General features: G+C 39.4%; 1 protein-coding gene. It reads left to right on the top strand.

The window, feature by feature from the left end:
* Nucleotides 1-860, top strand: an 860-nt coding sequence (locus KEM10_RS25185) for a hypothetical protein (protein ID WP_212220916.1), incomplete at both ends; no start/stop codon positions are given.

The following is an 860-nucleotide window of genomic DNA, read 5'->3' as shown; positions in this document are numbered from 1 at the left end:
AACAAAACGTTTCTTCAGTACGATGAACAACAGGAGGATTACATCATCTACAAAACGGCTGAATATGCTGACCGCTTTGCAAATGACCCTGTAAAAAAATCGGAAGTAATAAAACGTATGGCTTCCTTAATATGCTGCTATGATAAAACGAATCAGGAGGTCTATCTTGATTTTGTTGCTGAACAGATTAAACCGAAAAAAGCATGGCAGGATGCTTTAAAGGATTATAGTCAGCCTGCCGAGAAGAAGGTCAAGAAAAAGGAAAACATCAGCGATATAATCAAGCTGAAAAAGGAGCAACAGGAGAACCTTCTGACTAATCAGTTTTACGAAGAAGATGGAGCTTATTGGACGGTTGAAGGAAAGAACCCGAAGCAAATATCGAACTTTACTTTTGAAGCCTTATTCTGTGTGTTCCATAAAGACCCACAAGGCAGAACTGACCTAAAATATGTTTTGCGCCTGATGAGCCAATATGGTAGAAAACGCCTGGCTATTATTTCATCCGATGATTTTTGTACCCCTGCATCTTTCAAGAAACAGGTACACCGCCGTCATGGATTCTTTTGGTACGGTAACGATAGTCAGCTCGACAATATTAAAAACGTGAAGCTGCTTGGAATACCAGAAGCCAAAGAGTTGGAGCGTGTAGGTTACAATGAGGAAAACCGCTTTTGGGTTTTTGCAAATGGCTTGTACTACACTAAAAACTTTCATCCAATTGATGAATACGGTATCACAACACACGCTACACAAATAAACAACATGGATGAATTTGAAAACATTCCTCCGGAAAGTCAGATACGAATTAACGATACCTTTCATGTACTCAATACCACAGCAGAATTTATCGGCAAGTA

It is taken from the genome of Carboxylicivirga linearis (assembly GCF_018271995.1).
GTDB lineage: Bacteria > Bacteroidota > Bacteroidia > Bacteroidales > Marinilabiliaceae > Carboxylicivirga > Carboxylicivirga linearis.
This window is presented reverse-complemented; position numbering and strand designations above follow the sequence as displayed.